Genomic DNA, 16,817 nt, shown 5'->3' with positions numbered 1-16,817 from the left:
GCGGAACTTTAGGTCCAAGGTAATCGGGCCGAATTGAGAGCGTTGAGGCTGAGTTGAGGGCGGGTTGTGCTCAGATCGGCTCGATCACATTCGACCTAAGGGGAAGTAGTTCAATGCGGTGGTGTGCGGGGATAATTCAGCAGCGCGGTTAACCGTGCTTTACTAGAGATAATGGAACCCATCGAGCTCTCAGAACTTACCGGTACGCAATCGCGCACCTACGGTACCCGCAAGATCACCTCGGACATGGTCTCGGCACCAATCCATGTTGCGGTCGCGCTCTGGGACGAGCGTTGGGATTCCGCCCCCAACGGCACCATCGAAGGCTGGGTCATCGCGGTCAATACTAAGCAGACGCGTTTTGTGCGCCGCGGCCAGACTAAGAAGGGCGATATCGTCGATATCGCCGTACGGGAGGTCAAACGCGCACTCAAGGGACTCGACGGACGGGTGTGGATTGTCACTGGTCGCAGGCAGAATGCGTTGCGAGCGGCACTCACGGCAGACGGTTTCACGGTGACGGGAAGCTTTGCGGAAGAAAATAGGGCTTCGAAGAGCGCGAGCTCCGTGCGCCGAAAACAAGCCGGCCTTACTGCACGGAAGGCGCGCAAGATGGGTGAGGCACCGAAAAAGAAGCAAGCGACACAGGTAGAGACGCCGAAAGCACACTGGTGGCCGAACTTCTCGCGCGCCTCCTCATGGTCCAAGGGCGACGTGGTTCGCATAGCCACCGACGCTTCCTCGGATACCGTATTCAAGGGGTCGATGTGCTTCGTTGCGGGCAACGGCGACTACCGGTTACGAACTCGAGAAACCAAGGCGAGCACGGATGAGCTCGAGCTCGAAGCACTGACGCTCGCGCTGAAATACCTGCTCAAGGTGGGTGCGCGCAAGGCGGTTATTGAGTCCGATTCCGTAGCCGCTTTGGAGGCGGTCGAGCAGATTGTGCATAAGCGCGGCTCTAAAGCATCGCGGCCGGGGCGCACGTGGCGAGGGGTGTCTTCGGGTGCGCGGTCCCGATTCCAGCAAGCTTGGGGCGATATCCAAGGCCAATGCGAGGTCGACATTCGCCGTGTACTTGGGCATGCGGGTGATCCGCTGAATCGGGCGGCCGACCAGATTGCGTACATGGGGTTGCGCGCGATTGCGCATCCGATGAAGCAGTCTCGCGAGACTCTGCGCGAGGGGATCCAGAAAGCTCTCTTGGCGTTGTGACCCGAACGCTTAGGGCTTTGGGGCTGATCTGATCAAGCCGAATTGAGGGAATTAAGGCCGATCTGAGGCGGCCCGGCCTTCAGATCAGCCTGATCAGTATGGACCCAACGACAAGAGGCGCGCTGGGAGGGTCGCGGCTAAGCCGAGCCGGGCCGCGGAGTCAGACCAAGCGCCTGGCGCCTTCACCCGGACGCGCAACCAAGAAGGTAGGTTCCGGAAAGCCGCGCGAAACCGCAGCATCATAAATGGCTTGGGCGGTGGACTCGACGGAGGAGTGCGGGATGAGCGCGATAACCGCGCCGCCGAAACCACCACCGGTCATGCGAGCGCCCAGCTCGCCGGCCGCGGTAAAAGCGGAGTCGAGCTCCGGAGTGGTGACCTCATAAAGGTCGCGCAGAGAGATGTGGCTCTCGCGCATAAGACGCCGGAATGTATCTAGATCGGAAGATGCCAGCGCGGTAGCGGCATCTAGGGTCCGGTTGGTTTCTTCCACCACGTGGTGCACGCGGCGGCGATAGAGTTCCGCTTCGGCGGGATTGACGGTGGCGGCAAAGTCCACGGCATTCGAGATCTCGCGGATGGAGCAACCGGCGGCAGATTGGACGGCGTCGATGATGCCGCGGCGGGAGGCGTATTGGCCGTCGGAAAGCGTGTGCGGGGCATTGGTGTCCGCGATGAGCAGCACCATGTCTTGGGCCTCGATATTGAAAGGCACGCGCTCGACGGCGCCAGTGGAAAAGTCCAAAAAGAGGGCCTTGCCGCGCTGGCCAAAGAGACTGGCGTTTTGGTCCAATCCACCGGTAGAGGCGCCGACCACCTCGTTTTCGGCGCGAATGCAGGCTTGCGCCAGCTGGCTGCGGGCAGCATCATCGGGAGAATGCCCGTGCGCGAGCTCATACGCGGCCACGGCCGTGGAGCACTCGAGGGCGGCAGAGCTAGACAGGCCAGAGCCGACGGGGACATCGGAGACGATGGCGATATCAAGGCCCGTGCATGACAGCGTGCCCGCCGCGGTAGCGGCCCACCCGGTGCCAGCAACGTAGCCGGACCAATCGGCGGGGTGGCCCGGACGAACATCGGCGAGCGGCACCTCCGCATGGGCGATGGAGCCGTCGAACTCGGAAGCTATGCGGATAAGCCCATCGCTGCGAGGCGCGACAGCAACGGCGGTATTTTGCTCCAGCGCGAAAGGAATGGAGGCGCCGCCAGCGTAATCGATATGCTCGCCGATGAGGTTCACGCGGCCGGGAGCGGCCCACACGCCGGCGGGCTCGGGCGAATCCGGGAAGGCAGAGGCGAAGAGGGCGCGCGCAGCGGCAGCGAGCTCCTCATCGGTACGGGTCTCAATCCAGTTAAGCATCCCAGATCTCCTTGAACCGGGCGGCAATGCGCTCCGGGGTGGTGTCATTAATCCACACCGCCTGCGAAGACTCGGAGCCAGCGAGATACTTCATGCGGCCGGGCGAACGCATGAGGGAGAAAAGCTGCAGGTGCATGCGGATGCCGGGGCGCAGTGCCTTATCCACCGGTGCCTGGGTCCAGCCGGCGATATAGGGGGTCTTGTCCACGCCATCAAAGAAGCGGTCCACTGCGGAGTACAGCTTCTTAAGCAAGGGTGCGAGGTCGGCACGTTGGGCGTCGCTAAGCGCGGCGAAGTCAGGGACTTGTTCATTGGGCAAGACCATAGCTTCCAACGGCCATTTGGCGGCGGCGGGGACGAAGACGGTGAAGTGCTCGGTCTCAGCAATGATGCGGGTGCCGGCGGCGCGCTCACGATCGAGGAGATCCTGAAAGAGGTCGCCGTCGTAGGCCCGGGCGGAATCCACGATGGAGCGCAGGCGCGGCGAGAGGAATGGATAGGAATAAATCTGGCCGTGCGGGTGCTGGAGGGTCACGCCGATTTCTTCACCACGGTTTTCGAAGGGGAAAACCTGCTGCACACCGTCAATCTGGGACAACGCGGCGGTGCGATGAGCCCACGCCTCAATAACGGTGAGAATGCGGGATTCGGGCAAATCCTTGAAAGAAAGGGCGGGATCCTCGGTAAAACAGACCACCTCACAGCGGGCGCGCGCAGGAAGGCGCGGCACCATGCCAAACAGGTTATCCTCCTCGGGGTGCTCGATGTCGGCCGCGGTAGCAAAAGACGGGAAGCGGTTTTCAAAGACCACCACGTCATAGCTAGGGCTGGGGATCTCCGTGGGCAGCTGGCCTTCGCGCGTGGGCGCTAGCGGGTTCTCATTGGCCGGTGGCAGGAAGGTTCGGTTCATTCGGTGGGCGGCAAAGGCCACCCAGTCTCCTGTCAGGGGATCCCGGCGCATCTCGGAAGCAGGGGCGACGGTAGGGATATCGCGGGAATCAACGAGCACGCGGTCAGGGTGGGGCTGGTCGTCGAAGTAGAGGATCTCGCGGCCGTCGGCAAGCGTGGCGGAGGTAATCTCAACCATTAGTCTTCTCCTGGGATGGTGATGGGCTTCAGGCGTGCCCACAGCACAAAGGCGGCGGCCACGGCCAGCAAAGCAAGGCTTGCCCATAGGTTATCGCTGACGTTTTTAGCCTGCCCGGTATCTGGGTTAATGCCTGGGTCAAGGAAGAAATAGCAGCCGAGCAAGATGAGGCCGTAGAGGCCGAGGAGTGCGGCGATGACGTTGCGCAGGTCGAATGCGCCCGCGCGCTTTTTCTCAGACATGTTGGGCTCCTTAGGCAAAGATGACGTTGAGTGCTACGGCCATAACTAGACAGATAATGCCCAGCGGGACGGTCTGTTGGTACCACGGCAAGGACTTTTCGGTGTAGTCCTCAAAGTGGTCCTTGGGGGTTACGGAGGAAACGAAGCCGACCAGCTCGGCATCCGGCTTGGGCTGGGTAAACAAGGTAACCACGATGGAGACCACGATATCCACGGCGAAGGCCACGCCGGCCGCGACGAAGGCGGTGCCCTGGCCTGGAAGGTTAATCATGTCCGTGAAAGAAGCGACGTACCAGAAAACGATGGCGGAACCAGTACCGGCCACCAGTCCGGACCAACCAGCGTGCGGGGTCATGCGCTTCCAGAACATACCCAAGATGAAGGTGGCAAATAGCGGCGCATTAAAGAAGCCAAACAGGGTCTGCAGGTAGTCCATGATATTGCCAAAGTTCTGTGCCAAAAGCGCGGTGAAGATGGCAATAGCGGTGGCGATAACCGTAGCGATGCGGCCGAACTTCAAGTAGTAGTCATCCTCGCGGTCCTTGACCACGTAGGTCTGCCAGATGTCATAGGAAATGACGGTATTAAAAGCCGAGATATTTGCCGCCATGCCGGCCATGAACGACGCCAAGAGACCGGCAATTGCCACACCCAATAGGCCATTGGGTAGCAGGTCGCGCATGAGCAGCAGGATGGCGTCGTTCGGCTCGGCGCGCTCCTCCATCAAGTCAGCCACGGACACGGAAGCAACCATGCCCGGAATAACCACCAGGAAAGGTACGAACATCTTGGGGAAGGCACCGATAATCGGGGTCTTGCGGGCCGCGGAAATAGAATCCGAGGCCATGGCGCGCTGGACTTCTACGAAGTTGGTGGTCCAGTAGCCGAAGGAGAGCACGAAGCCTAGGCCTAGGACGATGCCGATGACAGACCACACCGGGTTTTCGAAGCCGGAGATGTCCGTGCCCGGCCAGGTGTGGAAGTGAGAGTCATTGGCCACGGCGTCTTTTAACCCGCTCCAGCCGCCCACGCGGTTCAACCCAATAATGGTTAGTGGGGCAAGCGCGGCGATGATAACGAAGAACTGCAGCACCTCGTTATAGATGGCGGCCGAAAGGCCACCCAAGGTGATATAGGACAGCACAATAAACCCGGCGACCAAGAGCGATACCCACATCTGCCAGCCCAGCAGGGCCTCTACGATGGTGGCCAGCAGGTACAGGTTCACACCTGCAATGAGCAGCTGGGCTACGGCAAAAGAAATCGCGTTGACCAAGTGCGCGGCATTGCCAAAACGTTTGCGCATAAATTCCGGCACCGAGCGGACCTTGGAGCCGTAGTAGAACGGCATCATCACAATGCCCAAAAAGACCATGGCGGGGATGGCACCGATCCAGAAGTAGTGCATGGTTTGGAAGCCATACTCCACACCATTGGCGGACATACCGATGATTTCTACCGCGCCTAGGTTGGCCGAGACGAAGGCCAGTCCGGTCACCCAGGCGGGCAATCCTCGACCGGAGAGGAAGAAGTCGATGGAACTAGACACCCTGGCCTTGGCGGCCCAGCCGATACCTAGAACGAAGAGGAAGTAGATGGCTACCAATAAGTAATCCGCCCAAGAGGCATCGAGCCTCAATACGGATTCAGCAGTCTCCATGGCTGACCTTTCTAGTTATTATTTTCTGCTGCCAGCAGCAGCGTATAAGTCTGTGGATTTTGAGCACTCAAGCGCGCGAGATCTTCCCCGCTACGCAGCGCATTCGGCGGCGCGCTCATGGGCTCTACCGCAAGCGCCTTGCCTGGGCCTTGTTCCCGCGGGAAATCGGCCGGGGTGAACATTTGCACCCAGTTCAGGCCCTCGCCCATCTCCAGCCGCACGCCTTTTCCACCGGCTGTATATATGGCCGTCAGCGGCCCCTCACCGTGGAAGCAATCGTCCCAATCCACTTCGGCGATGGGTTGGTGGACAATGCGCACCTGCTCCGTCTTGCCCGTAGGCAGGTTGCGCGCGTCTAGCACGTGGCGCTTGCCGACGTCCACGCTCAGCACCGCTTCCTCCGCCCCAGCTCCCTGCGGGGAGAGGTAGAGGTGGAGCCCATAGGCGAAAGGAACCTCGCCGGGGTCCGCGGTGCGGGCGGTGAGCTGGTGGTGCAATCCTTGCTCATCGAGAGCATAGGTAGCCTCCAGCTGAATGGCCCATGGCCAACCGTGCCGCGGCTCAATGTCAAAGGCGAGGACCACTCGGCTCTCGGTGTGCTCTTTTACTCGCCACCAGTCCACCGCGAAGCCGTGGATGGCGTTATTGCGCTCCGGCTCCGTAATTTCTAGCTGGTGGACAGTCCCCTGCCATTCAAACCAGCCATCTTCGGTGCGATTGGGCCACGGCGCCAACACCACACCGGCCATCAGTGGTGGCTTGCCCTCATAGCTTTCTACCAAGGGTGCGCCGCGATAGGTCAGCGCCTTTACTGCACCGCCGAAAAGGGCAATCTCGGCCGCGTAATCGCCATGAGAAATGGCGACGCTGGGGTATTCAGCGTCAGAGCCAGCCGCTCCTCCACTGGTCATAACAAAGACCTTTCTGGCTATAACTTTCGTTGGATTTAGCCTAGGAGCACGGCAAAGCGCCGGTCAATCGTTTGCATAACCACCAGCGAATACCCACCGTTTCAGCAGGTTACGGACCTAGAGTTAACCGCTTGTTAACCTCTTTCGGGGCTGGAGGCCCGCGGACAGAAAGGGGGCTACCTTATAAAGAGAAGCGCTATCCGCGAATCCGCCGCCACGCTATTCGCGCTGCGGAGTGTGGGGTAGCTAGAACTTCGCGCAGGTAATTGCGCGGCATTAACCGCCACGGGGTGCGCGCAGGATGCACGCGCACAGTAATACCTAGATGCCGGGCCCACAGCGTTGTGCGCAGGACATGAAAATCATTGGTCACCACCTGCACAACGGCGTGCGGGGCCAAGCGGTGCGCATTTTCCAGGTTCTCATTGGTACTCGTGGCGTCTGGCTCCACCACTACTCGCTCGGCGGGTACACCGCGCTCAATAAGATAAGTGGCCATCGGACCTGCCTCGCCGCGACCAGAGACAATAATCTGCTGGCCATGATAAAGGGCCAGCGCTTTATCCAGACGCGAACGCAACATAGCGCCGGGATAGCCGTGGGTTACGCGGGAACCCAACACGAGGAGCGGGTCAGACATGGATACCAGCATAGACTCGCCACACCTTGACAGAAAGATAGAAAAGGCCTTAGGTTTAACTCGAGCATGCAATCGATTGCACCCCGTAAGGCCAGACGATGGCTCATACGCCTTAAAACCCAAGGAGGTCAGCATGGCCGGAACCACCCTTAAAGACGTGGCCGCTGCTGCTGGAGTATCCATTTCTACCGCGTCCCGCTCACTCTCGGGCAACCCTGCTATCTCTGAATCCACGCGCCAACGTGTCAAGGACACGGCCGTCAAGCTGAACTATAGGCCCAACGCCCAGGCCCGCGCCTTGCGTAGCTCCCGGTCGAATGCCATCGGTCTAGTCATCCCCAGCCTGGATAATGCCTATTTCGCCGCGATGGCGGCAGCCGTTGAAGAGGCCGCCGATAAACAGGGTCTAGCCACAATGATTACCAGTTGCGGCGAGGAACCACAGCGGCTAGTCAAGGCCCTCGATGCCCTCATGGAACGCCAGGTGGACGGAATTATCGCCGTACCGCTCGAAGGCGCCGAAGAAGCGCTCGAGCAGGCACGTACCTACCGGCCACTGGTGCTCATTGACCGCACCCTGGGCCAGATTCCCGCAGTACTATCAGATCCACGCAAAGGAATCGAACAAGCCGTGCAGCAGCTCAAGGAGAAAGGGCACACGCATATCGGCTACCTGTCCGGCCCGCAGGAAACTTCCACCGGCCGGCAGCGACTCGAAGCATTTAAGGCCGCCACGCGCGGGATGCCTACCCACATCCACCACGGCAGCTACCGCCACCGCGAAGGTTATAAGGGAGCCATCGCGCTCCTGCAGGAGGGCGTCACCGCGCTTATTGCCGGCGATTCCATGATGACTGCCGGTGCACTAGAGGCCTGCCATAATGCGGGTAAGCGCATCGGAGAAGAGATCGCGCTCGTGGGCTTCGATGATTTTATCTACCTGCGCTTCCAGCCCTCCCCCATCTCGGTAGTGGACCAGGATGTTGCACGGATGGGCGAGACCGCCACGGCTAAGCTCATCGCGGCCATTAACGAAAAGCGCCAGCCAGAAGGCGAAGTGCTAGACACCCGCTACATCCCACGCATGTCCACCGCCCACCACCTCAATGATGCCACGCCATGAGTGACCACGTATTGCGCTTAGAAAGCGTAACCAAATCCTTTGGCCAGGTAGAAGTCATTAAAGGCGTGGATCTCACCGTCCGCCGGGGTCAGGTTCAAGCCTTGCTGGGTGAAAACGGCGCCGGAAAATCCACGCTCATCAAGATGATTGCCGGCGTCCACCAATCAGATTCCGGCCGCATTGTGGTGGATGGCGCAGAGGTTAAAATCCCCGACACCAAGGCCTCCGAGGCGCTGGGCATCGCCACCATCCACCAAGAGCTCAACCTCGTTCCCACCATGTCGGTGGCCGAGAACATCATGCTCGGGCGCACCCCGCGCCGCTTCGGGTTGGTCAACCACAAACACCTCAAGGCACAGGCCCAAGCCGCGCTGCATCTCATCGGCTTGGACGTGGACCTGGATATGCCGGTGGGTGAGCTCGGCGTCGCCAAGCAGCAGCTCGTAGAAATCGCCAAGGCGCTGTCCATGAACGCGCGAATTCTTATCCTGGATGAGCCCACGGCCGCGCTCACCGGTAAGGAGGTCGATGCCCTCTTTGCCGTGCTTGAGGAGCTCAAGGCCAAGGGCGTGGCCATGATTTTTATCAGCCATCACTTGGAGGAACTAGCGCGAATTGCAGAGACCATTAGCGTGCTGCGCGATGGTTCTTTCATTGCCGAAGTCCCTGCCGATACGGACGAAGACGAGCTGGTCCGGCTCATGGTCGGCCGCGAGATTGAAAATCAATACCCGCGCAAGGTTCCCCCTGAACACGGCGAGGCCCTACTAGAAGTCTCCGAGCTGACTTCCGACGGAGCCTTTCACGACGTCACCTTCTCCGTCCATGCCGGTGAAGTCGTCGGCCTAGCCGGACTCGTGGGTGCTGGCCGTACCGAGGTCATTCGCGCCATCGCAGGCGCCGATCCTTACGATTCCGGCTCCATCCGCGTTGGCGGCACGCAGCTGCGCAGCGGCGATATACGCGCCGCCATCCGCGCCGGTGTGGGACATATCCCTGAAGACCGCAAGTCCCAAGCTCTAGTCCTAGACGCCTCTGTGGGCGATAACCTCGGATTCGCGACCCTCTATCCCACCGCCAAGGCGGGGCTTGCAGACCGCAGCGGCCAGCACCGCCGCGCCGGTGCGGTAGCGGAAAAGCTGCGCATCCGTATGGCCGATCTCTCGCAGCCCATCCGGAACTTATCCGGTGGCAACCAACAAAAGGCTGTCTTCGGCCGCTGGGTGCTCGCCGGCTCCAAAGTCCTCCTGCTCGATGAGCCCACCCGCGGCGTCGACGTCGGCGCCAAGGTGGAGATTTACAACATTATTAATGAGGTCACCGCAGCCGGTGGCGCCGTGCTCATGGCCTCCTCCGATTTACCTGAGGTGCTCGGCATGTCCGATCGCATCCTCGTCATGTCCGGTGGCCAACTCGCCGGCCAACTCCCCAAGGACTCCACCCAAGACGAGGTCATGGCCTTCGCCGTATCCAATGTGACCTCCGCTACTTCCGCCGCTGCTGTCGCACCTGCCGGAACTGACCCCAAGGATGAAGCATGACCAAAAATAGAGTAGTTAACTGGGCCATGAATAATGGCGCTCTCGTTGGCCTCATTGCCCTGTGCATCGCGCTTTTTATCGCTACCCCGTACTTCCTTACCGTGGCGAACCTGCTCAATATCGGCATCCAGGCCGCCACGGTGGCGATCTTGGCCTTCGGCATGACCTTTGTCATCGTCACCGCTGGCATCGACCTTTCGGTAGGTTCGGTCGCCGCGCTCGGTGCCATGGTCTCGGCCTATATGTTCTCCACCGCTGGCCTACCTGGCTGGCTCACGTTGCTCATCGGCCTTATCGTAGGCGCGCTGGCCGGTGCCATCTGCGGCATGGCCACCGCGTGGGGCAAGATTCCGTCCTTCATCGCAACGCTGGCCATGATGTCCATCGCCCGCGGGCTTACCCTGGTCATCTCTCAAGGCTCGCCCATTGAAACCGCCCCAGCCGTCAACGCCTTTGGCGGCGATATCGCGGGCTTCCCAGTGCCAATCATCATGATGGTCATCGCCGGGCTCATGTGCTGGTTCATCCTAGAGCACACGGTACTCGGCCGTTCCATGTACGCCATCGGCGGCAACCTCGAGGCCGCGCGTCTCTCGGGTCTGCCGGTCAAGCGCATCCAGATCGCCGTCTTCGCGCTCTCCGGTTTCTTTGCCGCCTGGGCCGGCATGGTTATGGCCGGCCGCCTGGAATCTGCGCAGCCGCAGGCCGGCACCGGCTACGAGCTGGATGCCATCGCGGCCGTCGTCATCGGCGGGGCCTCGCTTTCCGGCGGTCAGGGCAAGGCCACCGGCACACTGATCGGCGCGATTCTTTTGGCCGTTATCCGCAACGGTCTGAATCTGCTCAATGTCTCCTCGTTCTGGCAGCAGATCGTCATTGGTTTGGTCATCGCGCTGGCCGTCGGCTTCGACGTTATCCGTAATAAGACGGCCAACTAAGGAGCACCCACCATGAAAAAGCTCATCGCCACCCTTCTCGTTCCTGCGCTTGCGCTTGGCCTTGCCTCCTGCAATCGTTCGGAAGAAGACCGCAACCGCATCACGCTAGCGCTGTCGACACAGACCAACCCCTTCTTCGTTGAGCTGCGCCACGGCGCACAAGATAAGGCCAAGGAGCTCGGCGTTCCGCTGGATATCCAGGACGCCTCCGATGACCCCGCCCAGCAGGTCAATCAATTAGGAAACGCCACCTCGATGGGAGCCAAGGTCGTCGTGGTCAATCCCACCGATTCCGATGCCGTCGCCCCGACCGTGCGCGGCATCAAGGATGACGGCGTGCCGGTTATCGGCGTGGACCGCGACGTCAACGGCGTGGAACTGGACTCCATGGTGGCCTCCGATAATGTTGCCGGCGGCGCACAGGCGGCAGATACCCTCGCTCACTCCATCGGGGAAAAGGGAGACATCCTCATTTTGCAGGGCACCGCCGGTACCTCCGCCTCGCGCGAGCGCGGCAAAGGCTTTGCAGAGCAGATTGCGAAGTACGGGGATATTCGGGTCGTCGGCAAGCAATCGGCGAATTTCGACCGCACAGAGGGCCTCAACGTTGCCACCAACCTATTGCAGGCCAATCCGAATATTAAGGCTATCTTTGCCGAGAACGATGAAATGGCACTCGGCGCGGTCGAAGCCCTGGGCTCGCGCGCCGGTACTGAGGTCAAGGTGGTGGCGTTTGACGGCACCTTCGATGGCCTCAAGGCAGTCAAAGATGGCAAGCTGGAAGCTACCATCGCCCAGCAGCCCGCAGAGCTCGGTGCCCGCGCCATCGAACAAGCCGCAGCGCTCCTGCACGGTGGCACGGCGGAGAAGAACGTCCCCGTCGAGGTCATCACCGTCACCCGCGACAATGTAGAGGATTTCCAATGAGCAAGCTAACCGTCGTCGGATCCATCAATGCCGATCTCATCGTCCACGCCGAGCGCCACCCGCAGCCCGGCGAGACCCTGCTGGGCTCCGGCGGCGAGATTTTAGCTGGAGGCAAGGGCGCCAATCAGGCAGTTGCGGCGGCGCAGCTGGGCGCCAACGTGGCTTTTGTGGGCGCGGTGGGCTCCGATCCTTATGCTGAGCCCGCCATGTACTATATGCGCACCTCCGGAATCGATCTGGGTGCTGTAGAGCAGGCCGATACCAATACCGGCCTCGCCGTCATTACCGTCTCGGCGGATGGCGAGAACACCATCGTCATCTCCCCCGGCGCCAATGCGCTTGTCGACGCCCCCTTTGTCACCGCCCGCGCCTCCACCATCGCCGATGCCGACGTGGTGCTCCTGCAGGGCGAAATCCCCGCCTCCGGTTTCCAGGCGGCAGTCGACGCTGCGCAAGGTCGCGTGGTGGTTAACCTCGCTCCGGTAGTCGAGGTCGACCGTGACTCGCTTCTGCAGGCCGATCCCCTGCTGGCCAACGAACACGAAGCGGGGCTCATCTTGGACCAGCTCGGCCTGCCAGCTGAAGGCGCCCCGCGCGAGCTCGCCCACCGCCTAGTAGAGGCCGGTTTCCGTTCCGTCGTGCTGACCCTTGGCGCCCACGGCGCCTACGTTGCTAGCCCGGAAAGCGGCGCGGATATCCCCACCCCGCGCGTGACCGCCGTGGATACCACCGGCGCCGGCGATGCCTTCGCAGGTGCCTTTTGCGCCCAGCTCCTCGCTGGAGCCTCGCTTGTCGATGCCGCTACATTCGCCGCCCGCGTCGGCGCCTTCGCCGCCACCGGTAACGGCGCGCAGCCCTCCTACCCCACGACCGCATCCGCTTTGCCGGAGGTCACCAATGCGTAAGTCCGGTCTTCTTAATCCCGCGCTCGCCGGTGCCGTTGCGCGCCTTGGCCACACTGATACCTTTGTCATCGCTGATTGCGGCCTGCCCATTCCTCACGATGTTCCAGTCATCGACCTCACGCTTACCTTCGGCATCTCCACCTTTGCCGATACGCTGGCCGCCCTCCTCGACGAAGTCGTAGTCGAAGCCGCCACCATCGCCGATTCCACCCCGCCCGAGGTGCGTTCCTTGCTTCCCGCAGTACCCCTCACCGAGGTCTCCCATGACAACCTCAAACGCGAAGTCGCCCGCGCCTCCTTTGTCGTGCGCACCGGTTCCACCACGCCGTTTGCCAATGTCATCTTGCGCTCCGGCGTGCCCTTCTAGCATTCGTCGACGTCACCTCACAGAAGACAAGCACGCTTTGCCGAAACCTCCGCGGTTGTGGCTAAACGTGCTTGTTTTATTTACTTCTTTTCCTAAGAGCTACTCTCCCAGCAGCTTGTCGCGCAGGTTCTTATCCTTCTGCTCGACCTCTTCTGCCATGCGCTTTTGGTAATCCATCATCTTGTCCTGGATGGCGGGGTCACCTGCGCCGAGAATGCGCGCAGCAAGCAGGCCGGCGTTTTTTGCACCGCCGATAGAAACGGTTGCGACCGGCACGCCGCTAGGCATCTGCACGATGGAAAGAAGGGAATCGAGGCCATCGAGCTCCTTCAAAGCGCGCGGGATGCCGATAACCGGCAGCGGCGTGGCCGCTGCAACCATGCCGGGCAAGTGCGCGGCGCCACCGGCACAGGCGATAATCGCTTTCAGGCCGCGGGTATGGGCTTCTTTTGCGTATGCGAGCATCTTTTCTGGGGTGCGGTGAGCGCTGACCACGCCAACTTCGAAGGGGATGCCAAAGTCTGCGAGGACCTGGGCGGCGGGTTCAACGGTGGGCCAATCAGAATCAGAGCCCATGATGATGCCTACGTGTGGTTGCATGCTGTCCTTTCTACAAGCAGAGTTTTATGCCCATTCGGCGTGCACGAGAAAGTGCGCTGCCTGACGGGCGATGGTCAGGGTCTCGTCGGTGTCCTCACCGGTGACGTTGACGTGGCCAATCTTGCGGCCGGGACGGTGATCCTTGCCGTAGAGGTGAATCTTGGCTTGTGGGTAGCGCTCCATGACTTCACGAACGCGCTCCGGCATTGGCATAGTGGGATCCTCATCAGCGCCTAAGACATTGGCCATGACGGTAACGGGAGCAAGCGCATCGACCGCACCTAGCGGGAGGTCAAGCACGGCGCGCAGGTGCTGCTCAAACTGGGAAGTAACGCAGCCGTCCTGAGTCCAGTGACCGGTGTTATGCGGACGCATGGCCAGTTCGTTAACGGAGATATCCTCGCCGTCGGGACCGTCAAAGGCGAAGAGTTCTACGGCGAGCACGCCGGTTACGCCCAAGGACTCGGCAATAGATAGTCCCAGCTCGGAAGCGCGCTGGGAAAGTTCCGGGGTAAGGCCGGGGGCGGGCGCGATGGCCTCGGCACAGATGCCGTTTTCCTGGCGGGATTGGGTAATCGGCCACACCTTGGCCTCACCGGAGGGGCGGCGGGCAACGAGGATGGAAAGCTCGCGGGTCAGATCCACCTTTTCCTCAGCCATGAGAGGGGTACCGGCCTCGAGCAGCTCGGAAACCAGCTCAAAGCAATTATCGGCGGTGGGGAACCACACGCCCTTGCCGTCGTAGCCACCGCGGCGGGCCTTGAGGCAGACGCGACCATCGACGGCGTCGAAGAAGGCGCGGGCATCGGCCACCGAATCGATTGCAGCAAAGCGCGGCACGGGTGCTCCGAATGCGGCGAGCTTTTCGCGCATCTTTAGCTTGTCCTGCGCGTAAATGAGGGCGGTGGGCTGGGGCTGGACGTTAAATCCGGCGTCGATAAGCGCGGTGGAGTGTTCATTGGGCACGTGCTCGTGCTCGAAAGTGATGGCATCCGCGCCCTCGGCCACGCCGCGCAGCTCCTCCAGGGAGGTATAGTCCCCCAGCACCACGTCCGGGGTGACCTGCGCCGCGGAAGAATCCGGCTTGCTGGCTAGAAACCGCAGGTGAATATCGAGCTCCGCGGCGGCCGGCTGCATCATGCGGGCCAGCTGGCCGTCGCCACAAACAGTTACAATAGGCTTTAAGTCACTCACGTCCCCCAATACTAGCCTGGATACTATGTTCACTCGTCATACCATCTTCCAAAATTCACTCATGACCGCTTTGCTTGATGGCATTTATGACGGCGAAATGACCATTTCAGAGCTGCTAGGTAAGGGAAACTTCGGCTTGGGCACCTTCGATGGCCTCGACGGTGAGATGATCATTTTGGACGGCACCTGCTACCAACTGCGGGGCGACGGCTCCGCGCAAATTGCAGACCTAGATCAGCGCACCCCCTATGCGGTAGCCACCAATTTTGTCCCGCGCATTACTGCCGACGCCCCCGCGGGCCTGCGCCGCGATCAGCTCTCCGAGTTCATCGATAGGCTCGAGCCTTCCACCAACTACATGTATGCGGTGCGCATCGTGGGCACTTTTAAGGAGGTCACCACCCGCACGGTGGTCAAGCAGGAAAAGCCCTACCCACCGATGTCAGAGGCCGTCGGCGGAGATAAAGAGCTGCACTTTCAGAACGTCGAAGGAGTCATCGGCGGCTTCCGCACCCCCGTTTATGAAAAAGGAATTTCGGTGCCAGGCTGTCACGTGCACTTTATCGACGCCGCCCGCACCTCCGGTGGGCACGTTTTGGACTACGTAGTAGATAAGGCAACGGTTGAGCTTTGCCCCGCCTCTGATTTAGAGCTGCGCCTGCCGCTGACGCAGGAATTTAGCCGCGCCAACCTGGCCCCCGAGGATTTGGACAGCCAGCTGCACACCACTGAGGTTAAAACCAAGGGCGATCATTAATAATCTCAGCCACGCGCTTGGGCTTAGCAACATTAGGGAAATACATGGCGCGGTCCCAACCATGGATGGCTAGAGACACTCCGCCGCGTCGTTTTCGAGCACCGCGAATATCCTGCAGCGGAATCGAATCGATAGTGCGCCCCTCGCGCGCGATGACGCGCCTATTGGTCACTATGAAGCGCTTGCGACGGGCCTTATAAAGCGGGATGACAAAGCGCCAGATTCCCAACAGCGCCCACACCGCGACCAGTCCATTGCGCAGCATCGGGTCTACTGCTTGGACATCGCACCAACCGATGGCAATCCACAGTAGACCGGTAATGAGGATGAGCTCGAGAAAAGGGAAAATCAATGCGCGAAAAGGCGCGGAGACATCTGCGCGCTTGATCTCGCCTTGGCCCATCTTCATTAATCCCATAGCTATGGATGCTACCTCCCGTGTCTCTTGTGCGGTCTACTGCTGTGGGCGCAGATGCGTGACATCGCCCGCGGAATAGTACTCACCAGCGACCATGATGCGGCCGTCCTCGCCGATTTCATCCACGTGCCCAATAACATCGCCGGATGGAGTTTCTAGGCGCACCTGTTGTCCCAGTGAGGAACACACCGCACGGTAATCGCGCAGGAGCTGCGGATCGTGGTTCTCCCACTGCACAATACGACGGCGCAGGTTCTTCAGCACGTTAATGGCGAGCTCGGTGCGGTCGGTATCGCGGCCTTCGAGCGCGAGCGAGGTGGCCTTTTCAATCGGCAGGTCCTCGCGGGTCAAGGTGACATTGATGCCCATTCCTACGACGACGCGCGCAGAGGGCGCGGCACCGCCTACGGCTTTATTGAGCTCCGCCTTATTGACTTCGGTTTTATTTACTTCCGCCTTGTTGACCTCAGCCTTATTAAGTTCAGCCTTGCCCACTTCCACCTTGGTGAGCTCGGTCTTTGGCGCGGCTTTGAAAGCCTGGCCCACGGGTCCAGCCTCAGCGAGGATGCCGCACAGCTTATTGCCATCGATATGCACATCATTCGGCCACTTGAGCACGGTGCCCTCGATGGAATCGGTGACCGCCAAGCCCGCGGCCAGAGGTAGGGTGCCCAAGTGATCGAGAGATTCCGGCAGCAAAAGCACAGAGAAAATGACTTGCGAACCGGCCGGCGCGGTCCAAGAGCGGCCAAGACGTCCCTTGCCGGAAAGTTGTTCGTCGGCAAGCAGCACGGTGCCATCCGCAACGTTGGTGGCCTGCATCAAGTCGGTATTGGTGGAGCCGGTCTTTTCCACGAAATCGATGGTGGTGAAATCATCGGCCAATGCGGTGCGAATGCGTTCCAAATCAAGTGCAGTCATAAGCCTTAAGG

General features: G+C 60.7%; 18 protein-coding genes. 8 read left to right on the top strand and 10 right to left on the bottom strand.

From position 1 onward, the window contains the following. The first annotated feature begins 171 nt into the window (after positions 1-171). A complete protein-coding gene (locus QP904_RS09200; protein ID WP_200288139.1) occupies positions 172-1,215 on the top strand; it encodes an RNase H family protein in 1,044 nt (347 codons plus the stop codon). Between the two features lie 160 nt (positions 1,216-1,375). Here QP904_RS09200 and galK read toward each other — a convergent pair whose 3' ends face one another. From galK to QP904_RS09170, 6 genes are all read right to left on the bottom strand, one after another. After that, positions 1,376-2,575: a galactokinase gene (gene galK / locus QP904_RS09195; RefSeq protein WP_284835948.1), complete on the bottom strand. Its 1,200-nt coding sequence runs from the start codon at positions 2,573-2,575 to the stop codon at positions 1,376-1,378. Beyond that, positions 2,568-3,662: a galactose-1-phosphate uridylyltransferase gene (galT, locus tag QP904_RS09190; protein ID WP_284835947.1), complete on the bottom strand. Its 1,095-nt coding sequence runs from the start codon at positions 3,660-3,662 to the stop codon at positions 2,568-2,570. The genes galK and galT overlap by 8 nt, the downstream gene beginning before the upstream one ends. After that, the gene (locus QP904_RS09185; protein WP_023020723.1) at positions 3,662-3,904 is read right to left on the bottom strand and encodes a hypothetical protein; all 243 of its coding nucleotides are present in this window, start codon (positions 3,902-3,904) and stop codon (positions 3,662-3,664) included. Before QP904_RS09185 ends, galT begins: the two co-directional genes overlap by 1 nt. A 10-nt stretch (positions 3,905-3,914) precedes the next feature. Continuing rightward, complete coding sequence (locus QP904_RS09180) at positions 3,915-5,564, bottom strand: sodium:solute symporter family protein (protein WP_284835946.1); 1,650 nt, start codon at positions 5,562-5,564, stop codon at positions 3,915-3,917. 11 nt (positions 5,565-5,575) lie between these two features. Next, positions 5,576-6,475 carry an aldose 1-epimerase family protein gene (locus tag QP904_RS09175; protein WP_284835945.1) on the bottom strand — a complete coding sequence of 300 codons (900 nt, stop codon included), beginning with the start codon at positions 6,473-6,475 and terminating at the stop codon, positions 5,576-5,578. A 196-nt stretch (positions 6,476-6,671) separates the two neighbouring features. Next, positions 6,672-7,115, bottom strand: coding sequence for a YdcF family protein (locus QP904_RS09170; protein ID WP_284835944.1), 444 nt, complete (start codon positions 7,113-7,115; stop codon positions 6,672-6,674). Between the two features lie 133 nt (positions 7,116-7,248). Here QP904_RS09170 and QP904_RS09165 point away from each other — a divergent pair, with 133 nt between their 5' ends. From QP904_RS09165 to rbsD, 6 genes are read left to right on the top strand one after another with little or no spacing between them, the layout of a single operon-like run. Continuing rightward, entirely contained in the window at positions 7,249-8,238 is a 990-nt protein-coding gene (locus QP904_RS09165) for a LacI family DNA-binding transcriptional regulator (RefSeq protein WP_284835943.1), read from the top strand. Then, a complete protein-coding gene (locus QP904_RS09160) occupies positions 8,235-9,779 on the top strand; it encodes a sugar ABC transporter ATP-binding protein (protein ID WP_284835942.1) in 1,545 nt (514 codons plus the stop codon). Before QP904_RS09165 ends, QP904_RS09160 begins: the two co-directional genes overlap by 4 nt. Next, complete coding sequence (locus QP904_RS09155; protein WP_259824930.1) at positions 9,776-10,717, top strand: ABC transporter permease; 942 nt, start codon at positions 9,776-9,778, stop codon at positions 10,715-10,717. Before QP904_RS09160 ends, QP904_RS09155 begins: the two co-directional genes overlap by 4 nt. A 12-nt stretch (positions 10,718-10,729) precedes the next feature. Continuing rightward, positions 10,730-11,644 carry a substrate-binding domain-containing protein gene (locus QP904_RS09150; protein WP_284835941.1) on the top strand — a complete coding sequence of 305 codons (915 nt, stop codon included), beginning with the start codon at positions 10,730-10,732 and terminating at the stop codon, positions 11,642-11,644. Beyond that, entirely contained in the window at positions 11,641-12,549 is a 909-nt protein-coding gene (locus QP904_RS09145; RefSeq protein WP_259824933.1) for a ribokinase, read from the top strand. The genes QP904_RS09150 and QP904_RS09145 overlap by 4 nt, the downstream gene beginning before the upstream one ends. After that, positions 12,542-12,916: a D-ribose pyranase gene (gene rbsD / locus QP904_RS09140; protein ID WP_284835940.1), complete on the top strand. Its 375-nt coding sequence runs from the start codon at positions 12,542-12,544 to the stop codon at positions 12,914-12,916. The genes QP904_RS09145 and rbsD overlap by 8 nt, the downstream gene beginning before the upstream one ends. Positions 12,917-13,015: 99 nt before the next feature. Here the strand turns inward: rbsD and purE are convergent, their stop codons facing one another. Then, entirely contained in the window at positions 13,016-13,516 is a 501-nt protein-coding gene (purE, locus tag QP904_RS09135; RefSeq protein ID WP_259824936.1) for a 5-(carboxyamino)imidazole ribonucleotide mutase, read from the bottom strand. A 24-nt stretch (positions 13,517-13,540) separates the two neighbouring features. Beyond that, positions 13,541-14,656, bottom strand: coding sequence for a 5-(carboxyamino)imidazole ribonucleotide synthase (locus tag QP904_RS09130; RefSeq protein ID WP_259824998.1), 1,116 nt, complete (start codon positions 14,654-14,656; stop codon positions 13,541-13,543). Between the two features lie 79 nt (positions 14,657-14,735). Between QP904_RS09130 and budA the strand changes: the two genes are divergently transcribed. Further along, positions 14,736-15,467, top strand: a complete 732-nt coding sequence (gene budA, locus QP904_RS09125; RefSeq protein ID WP_239208615.1) for an acetolactate decarboxylase — start codon at positions 14,736-14,738, stop codon at positions 15,465-15,467. On the opposite strand, the gene QP904_RS09120 is transcribed toward budA, so the two are convergent. Together QP904_RS09120 and QP904_RS09115 are read right to left on the bottom strand one after the other, a co-directional pair. Further along, on the bottom strand, positions 15,445-15,885 hold the full coding sequence (locus QP904_RS09120) for a hypothetical protein (RefSeq protein WP_023020710.1): 441 nt from the start codon (positions 15,883-15,885) through the stop codon (positions 15,445-15,447). The two genes, budA and QP904_RS09120, sit on opposite strands and share 23 nt — an antisense overlap. A gap of 36 nt (positions 15,886-15,921) precedes the next feature. Further along, positions 15,922-16,806, bottom strand: a complete 885-nt coding sequence (locus QP904_RS09115; RefSeq protein ID WP_023020709.1) for a biotin--[acetyl-CoA-carboxylase] ligase — start codon at positions 16,804-16,806, stop codon at positions 15,922-15,924. Between the last annotated feature and the right edge of the window lie 11 nt (positions 16,807-16,817).

It is taken from the genome of Corynebacterium nasorum (genome assembly GCF_030229765.1).
GTDB classification, from domain to species: Bacteria; Actinomycetota; Actinomycetes; order Mycobacteriales; family Mycobacteriaceae; genus Corynebacterium; species Corynebacterium kefirresidentii.
The sequence above is the reverse complement of the archived record's forward strand: the minus strand, read 5'-3'. Positions and strand labels throughout refer to the sequence as shown.

Bases quoted from the DNA above. Each gene is read 5' to 3' on its own strand.
- purE (WP_259824936.1), bottom strand. From the start codon at position 13,516: ATGCAACCACACGTAGGCATCATCATGGGCTCTGATTCTGATTGGCCC.
- galT (WP_284835947.1), bottom strand. From the start codon at position 3,662: ATGGTTGAGATTACCTCCGCCACGCTTGCCGACGGCCGCGAGATCCTC.
- QP904_RS09160 (WP_284835942.1), top strand. From the start codon at position 8,235: ATGAGTGACCACGTATTGCGCTTAGAAAGCGTAACCAAATCCTTTGGC.
- QP904_RS09200 (WP_200288139.1), top strand. From the start codon at position 172: ATGGAACCCATCGAGCTCTCAGAACTTACCGGTACGCAATCGCGCACC.
- QP904_RS09120 (WP_023020710.1), bottom strand. From the start codon at position 15,885: ATGGGATTAATGAAGATGGGCCAAGGCGAGATCAAGCGCGCAGATGTC.
- QP904_RS09170 (WP_284835944.1), bottom strand. From the start codon at position 7,115: ATGTCTGACCCGCTCCTCGTGTTGGGTTCCCGCGTAACCCACGGCTAT.
- QP904_RS09165 (WP_284835943.1), top strand. From the start codon at position 7,249: ATGGCCGGAACCACCCTTAAAGACGTGGCCGCTGCTGCTGGAGTATCC.
- QP904_RS09115 (WP_023020709.1), bottom strand. From the start codon at position 16,806: ATGACTGCACTTGATTTGGAACGCATTCGCACCGCATTGGCCGATGAT.
- QP904_RS09155 (WP_259824930.1), top strand. From the start codon at position 9,776: ATGACCAAAAATAGAGTAGTTAACTGGGCCATGAATAATGGCGCTCTC.
- QP904_RS09180 (WP_284835946.1), bottom strand. From the start codon at position 5,564: ATGGAGACTGCTGAATCCGTATTGAGGCTCGATGCCTCTTGGGCGGAT.
- galK (WP_284835948.1), bottom strand. From the start codon at position 2,575: ATGCTTAACTGGATTGAGACCCGTACCGATGAGGAGCTCGCTGCCGCT.
- rbsD (WP_284835940.1), top strand. From the start codon at position 12,542: ATGCGTAAGTCCGGTCTTCTTAATCCCGCGCTCGCCGGTGCCGTTGCG.
- QP904_RS09150 (WP_284835941.1), top strand. From the start codon at position 10,730: ATGAAAAAGCTCATCGCCACCCTTCTCGTTCCTGCGCTTGCGCTTGGC.
- QP904_RS09175 (WP_284835945.1), bottom strand. From the start codon at position 6,475: ATGACCAGTGGAGGAGCGGCTGGCTCTGACGCTGAATACCCCAGCGTC.
- QP904_RS09145 (WP_259824933.1), top strand. From the start codon at position 11,641: ATGAGCAAGCTAACCGTCGTCGGATCCATCAATGCCGATCTCATCGTC.
- budA (WP_239208615.1), top strand. From the start codon at position 14,736: ATGTTCACTCGTCATACCATCTTCCAAAATTCACTCATGACCGCTTTG.
- QP904_RS09185 (WP_023020723.1), bottom strand. From the start codon at position 3,904: ATGTCTGAGAAAAAGCGCGCGGGCGCATTCGACCTGCGCAACGTCATC.
- QP904_RS09130 (WP_259824998.1), bottom strand. From the start codon at position 14,656: ATGATGCAGCCGGCCGCCGCGGAGCTCGATATTCACCTGCGGTTTCTA.